The organism is Bradyrhizobium sp. SZCCT0148 (assembly GCF_018129985.1).
GTDB classification, from domain to species: domain Bacteria; phylum Pseudomonadota; class Alphaproteobacteria; order Rhizobiales; family Xanthobacteraceae; genus Bradyrhizobium; species Bradyrhizobium japonicum_H.
Genome location: NZ_JAFCKT010000003.1, coordinates 562815 through 578900, shown reverse-complemented (window position 1 = coordinate 578900; position 16086 = coordinate 562815). Strand labels below are relative to the sequence as shown.

At 65.2% G+C, this 16086-nt stretch carries 15 protein-coding genes; 13 read left to right on the top strand and 2 right to left on the bottom strand.

Translation table 11 applies throughout. The features are described 5' to 3' along the window. The first annotated feature begins 8 nt into the window (after positions 1–8). Together JQ580_RS14535 and JQ580_RS14530 are read left to right on the top strand one after the other, a co-directional pair. A complete protein-coding gene (locus JQ580_RS14535; RefSeq protein ID WP_212280735.1) occupies positions 9–869 on the top strand; it encodes a 23S rRNA (adenine(2030)-N(6))-methyltransferase RlmJ in 861 nt (286 codons plus the stop codon). 254 nt (positions 870–1123) lie between these two features. Beyond that, positions 1124–1339 (top strand): cold-shock protein, encoded by a 216-nt coding sequence (locus JQ580_RS14530; RefSeq protein ID WP_008544396.1) that lies wholly within the window; start codon positions 1124–1126, stop codon positions 1337–1339. A gap of 113 nt (positions 1340–1452) precedes the next feature. Here JQ580_RS14530 and JQ580_RS14525 read toward each other — a convergent pair whose 3' ends face one another. Next, positions 1453–2076, bottom strand: coding sequence for an outer membrane protein (locus tag JQ580_RS14525; protein WP_212280734.1), 624 nt, complete (start codon positions 2074–2076; stop codon positions 1453–1455). A gap of 251 nt (positions 2077–2327) precedes the next feature. Here JQ580_RS14525 and uvrC point away from each other — a divergent pair, with 251 nt between their 5' ends. From uvrC to JQ580_RS14480, 9 genes are all read left to right on the top strand, one after another. Beyond that, positions 2328–4382 (top strand): excinuclease ABC subunit UvrC, encoded by a 2055-nt coding sequence (gene uvrC, locus JQ580_RS14520; RefSeq protein WP_212280733.1) that lies wholly within the window; start codon positions 2328–2330, stop codon positions 4380–4382. Between the two features lie 99 nt (positions 4383–4481). Beyond that, complete coding sequence (gene pgsA, locus JQ580_RS14515; protein ID WP_094895001.1) at positions 4482–5099, top strand: CDP-diacylglycerol--glycerol-3-phosphate 3-phosphatidyltransferase; 618 nt, start codon at positions 4482–4484, stop codon at positions 5097–5099. Further along, positions 5096–5347, top strand: coding sequence for a molybdopterin converting factor subunit 1 (gene moaD, locus JQ580_RS14510; RefSeq protein WP_212280732.1), 252 nt, complete (start codon positions 5096–5098; stop codon positions 5345–5347). The genes pgsA and moaD overlap by 4 nt, the downstream gene beginning before the upstream one ends. Before the next feature lie 3 nt (positions 5348–5350). Beyond that, positions 5351–5833, top strand: a complete 483-nt coding sequence (locus tag JQ580_RS14505; protein WP_212280731.1) for a molybdenum cofactor biosynthesis protein MoaE — start codon at positions 5351–5353, stop codon at positions 5831–5833. After that, a complete protein-coding gene (prmB, locus tag JQ580_RS14500) occupies positions 5833–6792 on the top strand; it encodes a 50S ribosomal protein L3 N(5)-glutamine methyltransferase (protein WP_212280730.1) in 960 nt (319 codons plus the stop codon). The genes JQ580_RS14505 and prmB overlap by 1 nt, the downstream gene beginning before the upstream one ends. An 89-nt stretch (positions 6793–6881) precedes the next feature. Beyond that, a complete protein-coding gene (locus JQ580_RS14495) occupies positions 6882–7463 on the top strand; it encodes a phage holin family protein (protein WP_212280729.1) in 582 nt (193 codons plus the stop codon). Between the two features lies 1 nt (position 7464). Continuing rightward, positions 7465–8595, top strand: a complete 1131-nt coding sequence (locus JQ580_RS14490; protein WP_212280728.1) for a YihY/virulence factor BrkB family protein — start codon at positions 7465–7467, stop codon at positions 8593–8595. Between the two features lie 148 nt (positions 8596–8743). Continuing rightward, positions 8744–10246, top strand: coding sequence for an EAL domain-containing protein (locus JQ580_RS14485; RefSeq protein WP_212280727.1), 1503 nt, complete (start codon positions 8744–8746; stop codon positions 10244–10246). A 15-nt stretch (positions 10247–10261) separates the two neighbouring features. Next, positions 10262–11116, top strand: coding sequence for a TIGR01459 family HAD-type hydrolase (locus JQ580_RS14480; protein WP_212280726.1), 855 nt, complete (start codon positions 10262–10264; stop codon positions 11114–11116). Between the two features lie 161 nt (positions 11117–11277). On the opposite strand, the gene JQ580_RS14475 is transcribed toward JQ580_RS14480, so the two are convergent. Further along, positions 11278–11673: a response regulator gene (locus tag JQ580_RS14475; RefSeq protein ID WP_008567674.1), complete on the bottom strand. Its 396-nt coding sequence runs from the start codon at positions 11671–11673 to the stop codon at positions 11278–11280. Positions 11674–11902: 229 nt separating this feature from the next. Here JQ580_RS14475 and JQ580_RS14470 point away from each other — a divergent pair, with 229 nt between their 5' ends. Both JQ580_RS14470 and ileS read left to right on the top strand, forming a co-directional pair. Beyond that, on the top strand, positions 11903–12874 hold the full coding sequence (locus JQ580_RS14470) for a bifunctional riboflavin kinase/FAD synthetase (RefSeq protein WP_212280725.1): 972 nt from the start codon (positions 11903–11905) through the stop codon (positions 12872–12874). A gap of 203 nt (positions 12875–13077) precedes the next feature. Then, positions 13078–16077 (top strand): isoleucine--tRNA ligase, encoded by a 3000-nt coding sequence (gene ileS / locus JQ580_RS14465; RefSeq protein WP_212280724.1) that lies wholly within the window; start codon positions 13078–13080, stop codon positions 16075–16077. The last annotated feature ends 9 nt before the right edge of the window (positions 16078–16086 follow it).

The following is a 16086-nucleotide window of genomic DNA, read 5'->3' as shown; positions in this document are numbered from 1 at the left end:
TCTGCGCCATGAACTACCACCACGCCTTCCACGCCGGCAGCTTCACCGATGTCATCAAGCACCTCGTGCTGGCGCGCATCATCACCTATCTGCAAGACAAGCCCGGGGCGTTCCGCGTCATCGACACCCATGCCGGGGCCGGCCTCTACGATCTCGACAGCGACGAGGCGCGCCGGGGCGGCGAATGGCTGACCGGCATCGCGCGGCTGATGCAGGCGCGCCTGTCGAACGAGAGCGCGGCGCTGGCCAAGCCCTATCTCGACATCGTCCGCGCCTTCAATCCGAAGGGTGAGCTCAAGGCTTATCCGGGCTCGCCGTTGATCGCGCGCGCCCTGCTCAGGCCGCAAGACCGCCTCGTCGCCTGCGAGATCGAGCCGAAGGCGCGAAAGGCGCTGATCGCCGTGCTGCGCCGCGACGAACAGGCCCGCGTGGTCGACCTCGACGGCTGGGTGGCGCTGCCGGCCTTCGTGCCGCCCAAAGAGCGGCGCGGTGTCGTGCTGATCGATCCGCCCTTCGAGGCCAAGAACGAGTTCGAACGGCTGGGCGAAGCCTTCTCCGCGGCCTTCGCGAAATGGCCGACCGGCATCTACGTCATCTGGTATCCGGCTAAGAGCCGGCGTGCCACCGATACGCTGGCCCAAACCGTGGCGCGGCTCGCAGCTGCAGCAAAGCCGCCGGGAAATTGTCTGCGGCTCGAGTTCAGCGTCGCGCCCCAGCTCGATGGCGGGGCTCTCGCCTCCACCGGGCTCCTGATCGTCAATCCGCCCTATACCCTGCAGGGCGAGCTCAAGACGATCCTGCCCGAGCTGGAAATGCCGCTCGGCCAGGGCGGCGCTGCCAGATTCCGATTGGAGACACCGAAGCCGTAACACTCCGGCATTCTTGGGAAAAATATGCAGGGGCGGTAGTCAATCTGCGGAGAACCGTATTATGCTGTTTCCGTGACTGGCTTTACGTTCCGCTTCCGCGAATGGTTGCGGCGGAGTGAAGGCCTAAGAAAGATCCGGCCGGACCGCAAGCGGTCCGCCCAAGGATGGCCAGCTCTCCCGGGCTTCGTAGCGCCCGGTCATGTCGTGACGTGAGTCTGCGTCGCGACGGAGGAGCAATGAGGGGGAGTTTCCCGATGGCCATGACGGGAACGGTCAAGTTTTTCAACGGCGAACGCGGCTACGGTTTCATCAAGCCTGACGACGGGGGCCGCGACGTCTTCGTCCATATTACCGCTGTGGAGCGAGCCGGACTGAAGGATCTGGCGGAAGGACAGCGCATTACTTTCGAAGTCGAGCCGGACAAGAAGGGCAAGGGACCGAAGGCGGTCAATTTGGTGATCCTGTCCTAGCGGGCTTCACGCGCGGCATTCGGCGCATTACCCGGCGCAAAAACACCTGGCGAAAAAAAATCCCGGCCGCGAGCGGCCGGGAGTTGGTCGTCCGGTATTTTCTTCTGCAGCTATCAGAAGTGATAGTTCACGCCTGCGCGCACAACGCTGGCGCTATAGCCGTTTGACACGCCCGTAATCGCGAACTGGCTCGACGACAGATCGATGTAGAGATATTCGAGCTTCGCGCTCCAGTTCGGCGCGAAGCCGACCTCTGCGCCGGCACCGATGGTCCAGCCGGCGGTGGTGTGCGACTCCGTCCAGCCGAACGTCTGTGCGCGCAACTCGCCGAAGGCCAGGCCCGCGGTGCCGTAGAACAGGATGTTGTTGAAGGCATAGCCGGCGCGACCGCGGATGGTGCCGAACCAGGGATTGGAGAACTTCCACGGCGCGAAGGTGTCATCGGCACCGGCGGCCTGGATATCGCCCTCGACGCCGAACACCCATGGGCCGTTCTGGAAATTGTACCCGGCCTGCACGCCGCCGACGAACCCGGCGGGCTTTGCGGGATTGTTGCTCACCGAGCCCCATTCGTAACCGAGATTGGCGCCGAGATACGGGCCCGCCCAGCTATAGGCATTGAGCGGCTGGTTGACGGTATAAGGCGCGCGCTGACCGTAATTCATGTCGGCGGCCTCTGCCGAAGCTGTCCAGCCGGCCGCAACCAACGCGGCTGCGCCCACAACGAACCTCTTCATCACTTTACTCCAACGCAACTGTCGCAACCGGAGCGAAGCCTGACGCCGCCGCGCGAGGCCAACCGCATGGTTACGGAACCACGACCTTTTCGCGTAAGATTTATCGAGAGTTTTAAGTTAAAGGGCTGTTAAGCCGGGTTACCGCGCTGTTAACAGGCTTAAGCAAGCGTTACCGGGAACTGCGCCGCCATCCTGTGCGTGCCGCACGGCCGGAACTTCAAATCGGCACCCCCAGCGCCTAAATTCGCTCCATGGCTCACGATTCCACCGACAATCCGGACGACCGCGCGCGCAAACCCCTTCCTGACACCGCAGCGGTCATCCCGGCCGAGACGCCGCCCGACCTCGATCCCGCCACCAGCGGCGGCGACGACGAGGACGATGCGCGGCTGCCCGATATCCTGGAAGAGAGCGGCGCCGTCGGCGAAGCTACGCTCGCGACCGGCCACGAGGCGATCGAACGCGCGGTCCGGCTCGCCCCCACCTCGCCCGGCGTCTATCGCATGCTCAATGCGAATGCCGACGTGCTCTATGTCGGCAAGGCCAAGAACGTCAAAAAGCGCCTGTCGAGCTACGCGCGCCAGAATGCGCCACAGCCCGCGCGCATCCTGCGCATGATCGCGGCCACGGTGACCGTGGAGATCGTCTCGACCAACACCGAGACCGAGGCGCTGCTGCTCGAAGCCAACCTCATCAAGCAGTTGCGGCCGCGCTTCAACGTGCAGCTGCGCGACGACAAATCGTTTCCCTACATCCTGATCACCGGCGACCATTGGGCGCCGCAGATCCTGAAACATCGCGGCGCGCAGAGCCGGCCCGGGCGCTATTTCGGCCCGTTCGCCTCCGCCGGCGCCGTCAACCGCACCATCACGGCGCTGCAGCGCGCCTTCCTGATCCGCTCCTGCACCGATTCCTTCTTCGAGAGCCGCACCAGGCCCTGCCTGCTCCATCAGATCCGCCGCTGCGCCGGCCCCTGCACCCGCGAGATCGACTTCGGCGGCTACACGACCCTGGTGCGCGAGGCGAGCGACTTCCTGTCCGGCAAGAGCCATGCGGTGAAGCAGGAGCTCGCCGGCGAGATGGAGAAGGCTTCCGGTGAACTCGAGTTCGAGCGCGCCGCGCTCTACCGCGACCGTCTCGCCGCCTTGTCGGCGATCCAGTCGCAGCAGGGCATCAATCCGCGCACGGTCGATGAAGCCGACGTGTTCGCCATCCACCAGGAGGGCGGCTTCTCCTGCGTCGAAGTGTTCTTCTTCCGCACCGGCCAAAACTGGGGCAACCGCGCCTATTTTCCGCGCGCGGAGAAGACGTTCACCCCGGAAGAGGTGCTCGGCTCCTTCCTCGCTCAGTTCTACGACGACAAGCCGCCGCCCAGGAACATCCTGCTCTCGCACGAGATCGAGGAGAGCGAACTGCTCGCCAATGCGCTCTCGCTCAAGGCCGGTCACAAGATCGAGGTCACCACGCCCAAGCGCGGCGAGAAGAAGGAACTCGTCACCCACGCGCTGACCAATGCGCGCGAGGCGCTCGGCCGCAAGCTTGCGGATACCGCCACGCAAAGCCGTCTGCTGGACGCCATCGCGACGACGCTGGGCCTGCCGCATTCGCCCAAGCGCATCGAGGTCTACGACAACAGCCACATTCAAGGCACCAATGCGGTCGGCGCCATGATCGTCGCCGGCCCCGATGGTTTCGTGAAGAACCAGTACCGCAAGTTCAACATCAAGTCGGAAGAGATCACGCCCGGCGACGACTTCGCCATGATGCGGGAGGTGCTGGAGCGGCGATTCAAGCGCTTGATCAACCCGCCCGAGGAGGGCGCGGCCAAAACAAAAGACGACGATTTCCCGCAATGGCCCGACCTCGTCATCATCGATGGCGGCCGCGGCCAGCTCAATGCTGTCCGCGAGATCTTCGCAAATCTCGGCCTGACCCAGGTGTCGCTGATGTCCGTTGCCAAGGGGCCGGACCGGGATGCCGGCCGCGAGACCCTGTTCATGCCGGACCGCGAAGCCATCAAGCTGGAGCCGCGCGACCCCGTGCTCTATTTCATCCAGCGGCTGCGCGACGAGGCCCACCGTTTCGTCATCGGCTCGCACCGCAAGCTGCGTAAGAAGGACATCCGCGAGGCCGGCTTGCAGGAAATCCCGGGCATCGGCCCGTCACGCAAACGTGCCTTGCTGCATCATTTCGGGACCTTGAAGGAGATCGAACGGGCCTCGATCGGCGATCTCGGCAAAGTTCCGGGGGTGAGCGCCGAAAGCGCCCGCAGGATTTTCGAGTATTTCCATCCCCAACCGGGATGAATTAAAGGGGGGCCGCGGTCATATGGTCGTCGTATCCCGCACCCCATCTTGCGGAGCGGAACGGTTGACCTTCAGGCACGAGCGGTATTGGTAGGACGGATGAACATCGCCACGACACGAGGGACGACCAGCCGCGCGATGTCCCTCCCGAACCTCCTGACCTATGGCCGGATCGCCGCGATCCCGGTTGTGGTCGGATGCATCTATGCGCAGTCGATTCTGGATCAGCCGCTCTGGCTGCGCTGGGTGGCGGTGGCCCTGTTCATCGCGGCCGCGGTCACCGATTACCTCGACGGCTATTACGCGCGAATCTGGAATCAGCAATCGGCATTCGGCCGGATGCTCGACCCGATCGCCGACAAGCTGCTGGTCGCCTCGTGCCTGCTGATGCTGGCCGCCGACGGCATCATCCATGGCTGGTCGCTTTGGGCGGCCATCGTGATCCTGTGCCGCGAGATCCTGGTCTCGGGCCTGCGCGAATACCTCGCCGCACTCCGCGTCAGCGTGCCCGTCACCAAGCTTGCGAAGTGGAAAACCACGGTCCAGCTCGTCGCCATCGGGTTCCTGCTCGCCGGGCCTGCCGGCGATGAGGTGGTGCCTGTGGTTTCGATGATGGGCCTCGTGCTGCTATGGGCCTCCGCCATCGTGACCATCTACACCGGCTACGACTATTTCCGCGCCGGCATCCATCACCTCATCAAGGAGGACGAGGGATGAAGGTGAAATATTTCGCCTGGGTGCGCGAGCGCGTCGGCAAGGCGGAGGAGACCATCGAGCCGCCGGCGACCGTGCGCACCGTCGAGGACCTGATCGCATGGCTGTCCGGCCAAGGCGAGGCCTACGCCTACGCCTTCGAGAAGCCGAAGGTGATCCGCACCGCGATCGACCACGCCCACGTGAAATCGGATGCCGCAATCGCCGGCGCCCGCGAAATCGCGTTTTTTCCGCCGATGACCGGCGGCTAGGCCATGACCTCCCCTGTTGGCGCCTGCCCAGTCACCATTCGCATTCAGCAAGACGATTTCGACATCGCGCGCGAGATCGCAGCCCTGACCACAAGCCGTACCGACATCGGCGCGGTCGTCAGCTTCTCCGGCATCTGCCGCGCGGACGATGACAGCGCCAAGGTCGCCGCGCTGACGCTCGAGCACTATCCCGGCATGGCCGAGGAAGAAATCAGGCGTCATACCGACGAAGCCGTTTCGCGCTGGCCGCTCAACGGCGTCACCGTGATCCACCGCGTCGGCCGCTTCATGCCCGGCCACAACATCGTGCTGGTGCTGACCGCTTCGCAACACCGTCGGGCGGCGTTCGAGGCGGCGGAATTCCTGATGGACTACCTCAAGACCAGCGCACCGTTCTGGAAGAAGGAAGAGAGCGAAGCCGGCACCGGCTGGGTCGAGGCCCACACCCGCGACGACGAGGCCGCCGCACGCTGGACCCGATCCTGATGGCCAAAGCAGCCAAAAAGACCGTACGCGGCCGCGCCGCGCCGAAGCTCGCCAAAGTCAGCCCGGGCGAACTTCTCACGCTGCTCGATTTCGTCCGCTATGCGGTGAGCCGCTTTGTCGAAGCCGGGCTCGCTTTTGCGCACGGCACGACCGATCCGGTTGCCGAAGCGGCCTTCCTGGTGAGCGAAGCGCTGCATCTCAATCCCGAGCAGTTCGAGATATTCGCCAACGCACGCGTCACCGCGGCGGAAGGCAAGACCATCCTCGACCTCATCCATCAGCGCGTCACCACGCGCAAACCGGCCGCCTATCTCGTCAACAAGATCTACATGCGCGGCCTGCCCTTCTATGTCGACGAGCGTGTCATCGTTCCGCGCTCCTTCATCGGCGAACTGCTGGAGTCGCATTTCGGCGGCGACGGCGAGACGGGATCGCTGATCGACGATCCCACGGCGGTCGAACGGGTGCTCGATCTCTGCACGGGATCGGGATGCCTTGCCATCCTCGCCGCGCACCATTTCCCGAACGCTGCCGTCGATGCCGTCGACATCTCCAAGGGCGCGCTCGACGTCGCTGCGCGAAATGTCGGCGCATATGGGCTCGAGGACCGGATCAGCCTCTATCGCGGCGACCTGTTCGCCCCGCTCGGCGACGCCAGGTACGATCTGATCATCACCAACCCGCCTTACGTCGATGCCGAGGGCATGGCCGCGCTGCCGCCGGAATGCCGGGCCGAGCCGAAGCTCGCCTTCGACGGCGGCGCCGACGGTCTGGATGTGGTGCGCCGCATCCTGGCCGAGGCGCCCGGTCACCTGACGCCGGACGGCGGGCTGATCTGCGAGATCGGCCGCGGCCGGGACCTGGTCGACGAGGCCTTTCCGGAGCTGCCGCTCCTCTGGCTCGACACCGAGGACTCCGAGGGCGAGGTGTTCTGGATCGCGGCCGCCGATCTGGCCTGATCCGTCACGCACTCCTGCTCCAACGGAACAAGTCAAATTCCGCCACGTTCATCCCCCGACGAACCGTCTCGCTTTTGGAGGATGTCCAGATGCTCGCGCCATCGGGCGAATTGCTGCGCGCCGGCATGGCGCTGAAACTCAACCATCTCAGGCGCGCCGCCCAGTCCTATCTGCGGGACCGCACCAGCCAGGCCACGGGACGTGCAACGTCCTATATGGTGGCTGCCGGATTGTTCGCGGCAGCCGGGCTGTTTCTGATCGCGACCTTCTTCGTCGGCCTTATCGCCCTGTATCGCTGGATTGCAATTACCCATGGCCAGTTCTGGGGCTTTGGTGCCGTCGCGGCCGTGCTGCTGGTGCTGACCGCGGCCTGCGCCGGCGTGGCGATGGCGATGATGAAGCGACCGACCAAGACGATCGTGCCGCTTGCCAGCCGGATGCGCGTTGCCATCGCGACGCCGCGGATTCCGCGTGGAACGGTCACAGAGGCGGTGAAAGAAGTCGCAACCGCCATTCCCCTGGCGCCGCTCGCGCCGGGCGAACGCCGCCACGGTCGACCCGCCTGGCCCCCCAAGCGGCCCGTGCAGCTTGGCCTGATGCTCGCGGCGGTTGGGCTTGCGGGGTTCACCGCGGTGCGCCGCAGGCGGCACGGCCAAAGATTGGACACCTGAAATGCCGGTGCGGCGCTCCGAGCAGCTCGACTCATGGCTCCTGGTCGCAGCCACCGCCGTCTTTGTGCTCACCGCAGAGCGCTATCTTCAGGATTCCGGCCTGATCCGTCCGGGACCTCCATCAGACCATCGCAACAACGAGGGCAATTCACCGGAAACTCACCCCGCAGGTGCGGCGCTGGAGCCCGGTCGTGGCCGCCACGCGAAGAGCCCGTTCGCGATACCTTGGGCGGGCTGGAAGGACATCTTCTGGCGCACCTATCAGCGCATCGACGATGATCGCCTGCTTGCGACGGCGGGCGGCGTCGTCTTTTTCGGGCTGCTCGCGATCTTCCCGGCGGTGACGGCGCTGGTTTCCTCATATGGCCTGTTCGCCGATCCCGCGACGATCAGCGCCAATCTGCAGACGCTGGCGACGATGCTGCCGCAAGGCTCGTTCCAGATTGTCGAGGACCAGGTGGCGCGCGTGGTGTCGAACGGCAATACCACCCTCGGTGCCACCTTCCTGCTCGGTCTTCTGCTTGCGATCTGGAGCGCCAATGCCGGCGTCAAAGCGATCTTCGACGCCCTCAATGTCGCCTATGAAGAGCGCGAGAAGCGCAGCTTCATCAAGCTCAACATGATGTCGCTGGCCTTCACGGTCGGCAGCATCGTGGCGCTTCTGGTGATGGTGGGGGTTGTCGTCGCCTTCCCACTCGCGCTCAATCATCTCGGCATGGCGCCCGAAAGCAAGCTGATCGTGGCGCTGGCACGATGGCCGCTGATGTTCCTCATCCTCCTCATGGCGCTTGCGGTGCTTTACCGCTTCGCGCCCAGTCGCGATGCGCCCCGTTGGCAGTGGCTCAGCTTCGGCGCAGTCATCGCCGCCATCCTCTGGATTGCCGGGTCAGCGCTGCTATCCTGGTATCTCTCGGCCTTCGCCAACTACAACGCGACCTACGGCTCGCTCGGCGCCGCCATCGGCCTGATGACGTGGATGTGGATGTCGGCCATCGTCATCATGTTCGGCGCGGAGCTGAATTCGGAGATCGAGCGGCAGACGCTCAGCGATACGACCACCGGGCAGCCCAAGCCGCTCGGCACCCGCGAAGCTGTCTCGGCCGACACCGTCGGCGCCGCCGCGCCGGCCTGACCGCGCGTCCGAGAGCGGGGCGCTATCCCCTCGAATCAACAATGATGTTAAGGTCTCGCGGCGTGGGGGAGCGCGAGGCGTGGCGGATTCGCACGGCGACCCGTGTTTTCCCGGGTGAGGCAGTCAGCTCTTGAGGCGTAACCGCGGCATGATTCGCATTTCGACGATCTTCATCGCCATCTGCATGGTTCTGGTCGCGGCCTCGCTCGGGCTTGTGCTCTACGCCGTCGCCGGCATCAGCGGGATTGAATCCGCGATCGTGGCGCTGACCGCGCTGACCTTCCTGATCCTCTACAACGCGGTGTCGATGCGGCTGCGCGACCGCAACGACGTCGGCAGCCAGATTACCGATCTGTCGCGTGGCACCGCCGACCTCGCCCGCCAGGTGGCCGAGTTCGGCCGCCGGCTGGCTGCGATCGAGGGCCGCATCGCCTCGTCCAATTCGACCAACTCCGACCGCATCCAGTCGGTGGTCGGCGAGATCAACGAGCTCGGCGGATTGGTCAGGCAGCTCGCCACCACCGTATCGACCCATGAGGATCTGTTGGCCGGCAATGCGCCGGCGCCCGTTCCCGCTCCGATCGCCAGGCAAGAACCGGAAGCGCAGATCGACCTGATGACGGCGTTCGAGGAGCAGCCGGCCCCCCCGCCCCCGCTCCCTGTGGCACCCCCGCCTCCGGTGGCGCAGCCGCGGCCTTCGCCGTCGATCCAACCCCAGACCGCCACGCCGGTCCAGACCGCCGGACGCAACCAGACGCAATTGCTGGCGACGCTGCGCAACGCGATCGACGAAAACCGCGTCGACATCTTCCTGCAGCCGATGGTGACGCTGCCGCAACGCAAGGTGCGGTTCTACGAAGCGGTGACGCGCCTGCGCGACGAGCGCGACCAGCTGATCGCCGCCGAGGAGTTCATCAGCATCGCGGAAGCGTCGGGGCTGATCGGGCGCATCGACAACATGGTCATGCTGCGCTGTGTGCAGGTGCTGCGGCGCCTGATGGTGCGCAACAAGGACGTCGGCGTGTTCTGCAACGTCGCAGCGTCCACCCTCGGCAATTCCACCACCTTCGCGCAATGCCTCGACTTCCTCGAAGCCAACCGGGCGCTGGCGCCCTCGCTGGTGCTGGAGTTCAAGCAATCGACCTTCCGCAATCTCGGCCCGGCCGAGACCGAGAACCTCGCCGCACTGGCCCAGCGCGGCTTCCGTTTCTCGATCGACCACGTCACGGATCTCAGGATCGAGCCGCGCGAGCTGGCCGACCGCGGCGTGCGCTTCATCAAGGTTCCAGCCACGCTGCTGCTCGACCCCAGGCAGGCCTCGACCTCGGACATCCATCCTTCCGACCTCTCCGACCTGCTCGGCCGCTTCGGCATCGACCTGATCGCGGAACGGATCGAAGGCGAGCGCGCGGTCGTGGACCTGCTCGACTATGACGTGCGGTTCGGCCAGGGCTTCCTGTTCGCGCCGCCCCGGCCATTGCGGCCGGAGGGGGCATCTGCTACCGGCGGGGCCGCGCCGACCCAGGCGCAGGATATTCAGGGATCCAATGGCTCCGCTCCCCCCAGCCCAGGCGCGACATCTGCCGAGACGTCGGCCGCTCCTCCGGCGCAACGCATCACCGGCAACGCGGCTCTCGCGCGCCGCATCTGATCGGCCGCGCGCATCATGACCACGCTGCATTTTGCCGAAAGCCTGCGCGAGCTCGTGGTCGGCGTCGATGTCGTGCTCAGCGACATCTGGGGCGTCGTCCACAACGGCCTCGAATCCTTCCCCGAAGCCTGCGAGGCGCTGCACACCTATCGCAGCCGCGGGGGTACGGTGATCCTGATCACCAACGCACCGCGGCCGGCGGACAGCGTACAGCGGCAATTGCGCAAGCTCGGCGTCGCCGACGAGACCTATGACGCGATCGTTTCATCGGGCGACCTGACCCGGCTCTATGTCGCCGAGCATCCCGGCCGCAAGATGTTCTGGCTCGGCCCCGACCGCGACAACTCGATCTATCGCGGTCTCGATGCGAAGACCGCGCCGCTGGAGGAAGCCGACTACATCGTCTGCACCGGCCTCTATGACGACGAGACCGAAACGGCGGAAGATTATCGCGGCATGATGTTGAAGGCGCGCGAGCGCAAGCTGACGCTGGTCTGCGCCAACCCCGACATCGTGGTGGAACGCGGCGACCGGCTGATCTATTGCGCCGGCGCCATCGCGGAGCTCTACCGCGAGCTCGGCGGCGAAGTGATCTTCTACGGCAAGCCGCACCGCCCGATCTACGAGCGCGCAATGGCACTCGCCGGTGAGCGCCAGGGCCATCCGATCGACCGGAAAAAAGTGCTGGCGATCGGCGACTCCGTTCGCACCGACCTGACCGGCGCGCGCGAATTCGGCATCGACTGCCTGTTCGTCACCCGCGGCATCCATGCCGAGGAGTTCGAGGGCCTCGACCAGCTCGACCCGAATTCGGTGATGGAATTGTTCGGCCACCCGCCGAAGGCGCTGATGCGCGAATTGAAGTGGTGATGGCGCCGCTGACCGCGCGCGCCTTAAGCCCAGACGTCGTCATGGCCGGGTCTTGACCCCGCCATCTACGTCTTATCTCCAGCATCAAGAACGTGGATGCCCGGGACAAGCCCGGGCATCACGACCTCGATGGAAAATTGCTGATCCGGAGAGGAGCGCGCTTACGCGCTCGCCATGTCCGGGAAGACCGCCTCGATCTTGGTCTTCAGCGTCGCCGCGTTGAACGGCTTGACGATGTAGTTGTTCACGCCGGCCTTCTTGGCCGCGATCACGTTCTCGGTCTTGGATTCCGCCGTGATCATGATGAAGGGCGTGGTGGCGAGGTTCGGATCCGCGCGCACTTCGCGCAGCAGGTCGTAGCCCGTCATCGGCTCCATGTTCCAGTCGGAGATCACGAGCCCGTACTTCTTGCCGCGCATCTTGTTCAGCGCTGCCGAACCATCGCTGGCATCATCGATGTTCTCGAAGCCAAGCTGCTTCAGCAGATTCCTGATGATACGGATCATGGTGCTGTAGTCATCCACCACCAAAACCGGCATCGACAAATCAACCGCCATCTCGACTCCCCCAACGCAAACCAGGAATATTACGATCAGACCTGCCCCGGCCCGAAGCCCCGGCAGTTCCACGCCCAAGGACTAGCACCAAGGCGTTAAACAGCGCGTTAATTGGGGACGCCCCCCAAGGACTGAAATCGCATTCGATCCCGCCGCCCCCTCCCGCTTGACTTCATCCGGCCGGTCGCGCCACGGTCCCGGCGGTCCCGCCGGTTCGAGAATTCCCCTGATGGCTCCGCATTTTACCGTTATCCGCGACACCACGCCGGACTCCGCCATTCCAAGGGGTGCCGTGGTCGCCATGGGCAATTTCGACGGGGTCCATCTCGGCCATCGCGCCGTGATCGCCGCAGCCGTGGAAATGGGCCGGGCCCAGGGCCGACCGGCGATGGCTTTGACATTCGAGCCGCATCCGCGGCGTTTTTTCAGCCCCAATACCCCTCAATTCCGCCTGACGGACGAGCGGGCCAAGCTGCGGCTTCTGGCCGGCACCGGGCTTGCCGGCGCCGTGGTCATGACCTTCGACAAGGCTCGTGCCGGAACCAGCGCGCAAGACTTCATTCACCATGACCTGATCGGGCGGCTTGGCGTCAGCGGGATTGCGGTCGGCTACGACTTCCATTTCGGCAAGGGACGGGTCGGCTCGCCGAGTCTTCTCGTCAACGAGGCGCCCCGGCTCGGCATCGAGGTCGACGTGCAGCCCCATGTCGATATTGACGAGCGGCCGGTGTCCTCCAGCGCGATCCGGATTGCTCTCGCCGAAGGCCTCCTCGGCGAGGCCACCACCATGCTGGGCGCGCCCTGGTTCATCACCGGCGAGGTGATCCATGGCGAGAAGCGCGGCCGCGATCTCGGCTATCCCACCGCCAACATCCGCCTGGATGCCAATTGCGGGCTGAAGCACGGCATCTATGCGGTGCGTGTCGGCCGCGGGCCCGAGCGGCTCGAGGGGGTGGCAAGCTTCGGCCGCCGCCCGACCTTTGATAATGGCGCGCCCCTGCTCGAAATCTTCCTGTTCGACTTCAAGGGCGACCTCTACGGGCAGGAGCTGGACTGCGCCTTTGTCGGCTTCATCCGCGAGGAGCTGAAATTCGATGGTGTAGAGGCCCTGATCCGGCAGATGGACGACGATTCCGCCCGTGCCCGCGCCATCCTGGCCGCCGCCCCGGACCTATTCCCGCGGCTCGGCGCCGTCGATTGAAGGCCGGACCTGACTCCCCGAACCTTTGCGCTTCCCTTGGCCCCCTGCTATGGAGTGCCCATGTTTGCGCGGCGCATCATAGGGATTAGCGGCCCGGCTTCCGCCTGAGCTTTCGGCTCGGCGCAAGACCGGGATTTCGTCGTTTCACCCCCGCGATTCCGCATCGCCATCCGTTCCCGCGCCATTCCGAGCCAGTCAGCCTCATGTCCGAAAAGCCGCAAAAGTCAGCCACCAAAGACTATTCCAAGACCCTGTTCCTGCCGCAGACCGAATTCCCGATGCGCGCGGGCCTGCCGCAGCGCGAGCCGGAGATCCTCAAGCGCTGGTACGAGATCGGCCTCTACGAGAAGCTGCGTGAGAACGCGAAGGGCCGCGCCAAGTTCGTGCTGCATGACGGCCCGCCCTACGCCAACGGCAACATCCATATCGGCACGGCGCTGAACAAGATCCTGAAGGATCTCGTTACCAAGAGTCAGCAGATGCTCGGCTTCGATTCCAACTATGTGCCCGGCTGGGACTGCCACGGCCTGCCGATCGAGTGGAAGGTCGAGGAAGAGCACTACCGGAAGAAGGGCAAGCAGAAGCCCGATTTCCGCGACTCGACCGCGATGATCGATTTCCGGAAGGAATGCCGCGCCTACGCCACGCATTGGCTCGGCGTGCAGCGCGAGGAGTTCAAGCGCCTCGGCGTCATCGGCGACTGGGATCATCCCTACGCCACCATGAGCTTCCCGGCCGAAGCCCAGATCGCGCGCGAGCTGATGAAGTTCGCCGCCAACGGCACGCTGTATCGCGGCTCCAAGCCGGTGATGTGGAGCGTGGTCGAGAAGACCGCGCTCGCCGAAGCCGAGGTCGAGTACGAGGACCACACCTCCGATACGGTGTGGGTAAAATTCCCGGTCACCTCGCCCGCGCATGGTGCGCTTGCCACCGCCAGCGTCGTGATCTGGACCACCACGCCCTGGACGCTGCCGGGCAACCGCGCCATCTCGTTCTCGCCGAAGATCGCCTATGGCCTTTACAAGGTGACGGACGCGCCCGCCGACAACTGGACGAGGACCGGCGATCTGCTGATCCTTGCCGACGCGCTCGCCGAAGAGGTCTTCAAGCAGGCTCGCGTGACGGCCTTCGAGAAGGTGCGCGACGTCCCCGGCGACACCATGGACGCGATCGAATGCGCCCATCCGCTGAAGGGCCTTGCCGGCGGTTACGACTTCGTCGTGCCGCTGCTGCCCGGTGACCACGTCACCGACGACACCGGCACCGGCTTCGTGCACACCGCGCCCGGCCATGGCCGCGAGGACTTCGACGTCTGGATGGCACAGGCGCGCGATCTCGACGCGCGCGGCATCACCACGGCGATCCCCTATACCGTCGACGAGAACGGCGCCTACACCGATCATGCGCCGGGGTTCACCGGCAAGCGTGTCATCAACGACAAGGGCGAGAAGGGCGATGCCAACGAGGCCGTGATCAAGGCGCTCGTCGAAAGAGGCATGCTGCTGGCGCGCGGCCGGCTCAAGCACCAATATCCGCACTCCTGGCGCTCCAAGAAGCCGGTGATCTTCCGCAACACGCCGCAATGGTTCATCGCGATGGACAAGGATGTCGCGATGAGCGGCAAGAGCAAGTCTGGCGACACGCTCCGCGCCCGCGCGCTGCACGCGATCTCGGTGACGCAATGGGTGCCGCCGTCGGGCGAAAACCGTATCAACGGCATGATCGAGGCGCGGCCCGATTGGGTGATCTCGCGCCAGCGCGCCTGGGGCGTGCCGATCGCCGTGTTCGTGCGTGAAAAGGGCGACGGCTCCGCCGAGATCCTGCAGGACGAGGCAGTGAACGCACGGATCGGCGACGCCTTCGAGCAGGAAGGCGCCGATGCCTGGTACGCGAAGGGCGCCCGCGAGCGCTTCCTTGGGCCGCGCGCGAGCGAAGACTGGCAGAAGGTCGACGACATTCTCGACGTCTGGTTCGATTCCGGCTCGACGCACGCCTTCGTGCTCGAAGACCCCGTGCACTTCCCGGGGCTATCAGGCATCAAGCGCAAGGTCGATGGCGGCACCGACACGGTGATGTACCTCGAAGGCTCGGACCAGCATCGCGGCTGGTTCCACTCCTCGCTGCTGGAGAGCTGCGGCACCCGCGGCCGGGCTCCCTACGACATCGTGCTGACCCACGGCTTCACCCAGGCCGAGGACGGCCGCAAGATGTCGAAGTCGCTCGGCAACACCATCGAGCCGCAGTCGGTCATCAAGGAATCCGGTGCCGACATCCTCCGGCTCTGGGTCGCGTCCTGCGACTACACCGACGACCAGCGCATCGGTCCCGAGATCCTGAAGAACACCGTCGAGACCTATCGCAAGCTGCGCAACACCGTGCGCTGGATGCTCGGCACGCTGCATCATTACAAGCCGGCTGACGCGGTCGCGCCGGCCGAGATGCCCGAGCTCGAGCGGCTGATGCTGCACGAACTCGCCGTGCGCGCCGCCGCCGTCGACAAGGCCTATCGGGAATTCGATTACAAGACCGTGGTCGCCACCCTGTCCGCCTTCCTCAACAGCGAGCTCTCGGCGTTCTACTTCGACATCCGCAAGGACACGCTGTATTGCGATCCGCCGTCGTCGCTGACGCGCAAAGCGGCGCTGACCACGATCGACCTGCTGTGCGCCTCGGTCCTGAAATGGCTGGCGCCGATCCTCAGTTTCACCGCGGAGGAGGGCTGGCGCATGTTCCGGCCCGACGCCGAACCGTCGGTGCATCTGACGCTGTTCCCGACCGATCTCGAAGGCTTGCGCGACGACAAGCTCGCCGCGAAATGGGAAACGATCCGCAACGTCCGCCGCGTCGTCACAGGCGCGCTCGAGCTTGAACGGGCCGCCAAGAACATCGGCTCGTCGCTGGAGGCGTCACCGGTGATCTACGTCGCCGACCGGGACATGCTGATGACGCTGTTCGACGTCGACCTCGCCGAGATCTGCATCACCTCGAATTACGAGGTGCGTGAGAGCGAGGCGCCGGCTTCGGCATTCCGGCTCGATGCCGTGCCCGGGGTCGCGGTCGTGGTGGAGAAGGCGGTCGGCACCAAATGCGCCCGCTCCTGGAAGATCTCCCCGACGGTCGGTGAAGACGCTGAATACCCCGACGTCACCCCGCGCGACGCACAGGCGCTGCGCGAGTGGAAGTCGTTGGGCGTGAGCGTCTGATCGGCAGGC

Excerpts from the sequence above, each read along its gene's own strand:
- prmB (WP_212280730.1), top strand. The coding sequence starts at position 5,833 with ATGGCCAAAGCAGCCAAAAAGACCGTACGCGGCCGCGCCGCGCCGAAG.
- JQ580_RS14505 (WP_212280731.1), top strand. The coding sequence starts at position 5,351 with ATGACCTCCCCTGTTGGCGCCTGCCCAGTCACCATTCGCATTCAGCAA.
- JQ580_RS14485 (WP_212280727.1), top strand. The coding sequence starts at position 8,744 with ATGATTCGCATTTCGACGATCTTCATCGCCATCTGCATGGTTCTGGTC.
- JQ580_RS14490 (WP_212280728.1), top strand. The coding sequence starts at position 7,465 with ATGCCGGTGCGGCGCTCCGAGCAGCTCGACTCATGGCTCCTGGTCGCA.
- moaD (WP_212280732.1), top strand. The coding sequence starts at position 5,096 with ATGAAGGTGAAATATTTCGCCTGGGTGCGCGAGCGCGTCGGCAAGGCG.
- JQ580_RS14525 (WP_212280734.1), bottom strand. The coding sequence starts at position 2,076 with ATGAAGAGGTTCGTTGTGGGCGCAGCCGCGTTGGTTGCGGCCGGCTGG.
- JQ580_RS14475 (WP_008567674.1), bottom strand. The coding sequence starts at position 11,673 with ATGGCGGTTGATTTGTCGATGCCGGTTTTGGTGGTGGATGACTACAGC.
- JQ580_RS14495 (WP_212280729.1), top strand. The coding sequence starts at position 6,882 with ATGCTCGCGCCATCGGGCGAATTGCTGCGCGCCGGCATGGCGCTGAAA.
- pgsA (WP_094895001.1), top strand. The coding sequence starts at position 4,482 with ATGAACATCGCCACGACACGAGGGACGACCAGCCGCGCGATGTCCCTC.
- JQ580_RS14480 (WP_212280726.1), top strand. The coding sequence starts at position 10,262 with ATGACCACGCTGCATTTTGCCGAAAGCCTGCGCGAGCTCGTGGTCGGC.
- JQ580_RS14530 (WP_008544396.1), top strand. The coding sequence starts at position 1,124 with ATGGCCATGACGGGAACGGTCAAGTTTTTCAACGGCGAACGCGGCTAC.
- ileS (WP_212280724.1), top strand. The coding sequence starts at position 13,078 with ATGTCCGAAAAGCCGCAAAAGTCAGCCACCAAAGACTATTCCAAGACC.
- uvrC (WP_212280733.1), top strand. The coding sequence starts at position 2,328 with ATGGCTCACGATTCCACCGACAATCCGGACGACCGCGCGCGCAAACCC.
- JQ580_RS14470 (WP_212280725.1), top strand. The coding sequence starts at position 11,903 with ATGGCTCCGCATTTTACCGTTATCCGCGACACCACGCCGGACTCCGCC.
- JQ580_RS14535 (WP_212280735.1), top strand. The coding sequence starts at position 9 with ATGAACTACCACCACGCCTTCCACGCCGGCAGCTTCACCGATGTCATC.